General features: G+C 57.6%; 1 protein-coding gene. It reads left to right on the forward strand.

From position 1 onward, the window contains the following. Positions 1-123 precede the first annotated feature (123 nt). Positions 124-1031, forward strand: a 908-nt coding sequence (gene cysD, locus D6877_RS06770; protein WP_130910285.1) for a sulfate adenylyltransferase subunit CysD, incomplete at its 3' end; no start/stop codon positions are given.

Below are 1031 nucleotides of genomic sequence, written 5' to 3' on the forward strand. Positions count from 1 at the left end.
GTGGGCATATTCATATACCCTTTCGATCTAGTTGGCGTCCTGATTAGAAGAGGTCGCTGTGCTAGGATTCCTCGCTCGAACACGGCCCGCTGGCCGTTCATAAGAAAGCTTTCGTGAGTAGCCATGGTCGACAAACTGACGCATCTGAAACAGCTGGAGGCGGAAAGCATCCACATCATCCGCGAGGTGGCCGCCGAGTTCGATAACCCGGTGATGCTGTACTCCATCGGTAAAGACTCCGCCGTGATGCTGCACCTGGCACGCAAGGCGTTCTTCCCGGGCAAACTGCCGTTTCCGGTGATGCACGTCGACACCCGGTGGAAATTCCAGGAAATGTACAAGTTCCGCGACAAGATGGTCGAAGACTTGGGCCTGGACCTGATCACCCACATCAACCCCGATGGCGTGGCGCAGAACATCAACCCGTTCACCCACGGCAGTGCCAAACACACCGACATCATGAAAACCGAAGGCCTGAAACAGGCACTCGACAAGCATGGTTTCGACGCAGCGTTCGGCGGCGCCCGTCGCGATGAAGAGAAATCCCGCGCCAAAGAGCGCGTGTACTCGTTCCGCGACAGCAAGCACCGCTGGGACCCGAAAAACCAGCGTCCGGAGCTGTGGAACGTCTACAACGGCAAGGTCAACAAGGGCGAATCCATTCGTGTGTTCCCGTTGTCGAACTGGACCGAACTGGACATCTGGCAGTACATCTACCTCGAAGGCATCCCGATTGTGCCCCTGTACTTCGCCGCCGAACGCGAAGTGATCGAGAAGAACGGCACGCTGATCATGATCGACGACGAGCGCATCCTCGAGCACCTGTCCGATGAAGACAAAGCGCGCATCGTGAAAAAGAAAGTGCGGTTCCGCACCCTTGGCTGCTACCCGTTGACGGGCGCGGTGGAGTCCGAGGCCGAAAGCCTGACGGACATCATTCAGGAAATGCTCCTGACGCGAACTTCCGAGCGCCAGGGCCGGGTCATCGACCACGATGGCGCAGGCTCGATGGAAGACAAAAAACGTCAAGG

The organism is Pseudomonas sp. Sample_9 (assembly GCF_004307535.1).
GTDB lineage: Bacteria > Pseudomonadota > Gammaproteobacteria > Pseudomonadales > Pseudomonadaceae > Aquipseudomonas > Aquipseudomonas mercuritolerans.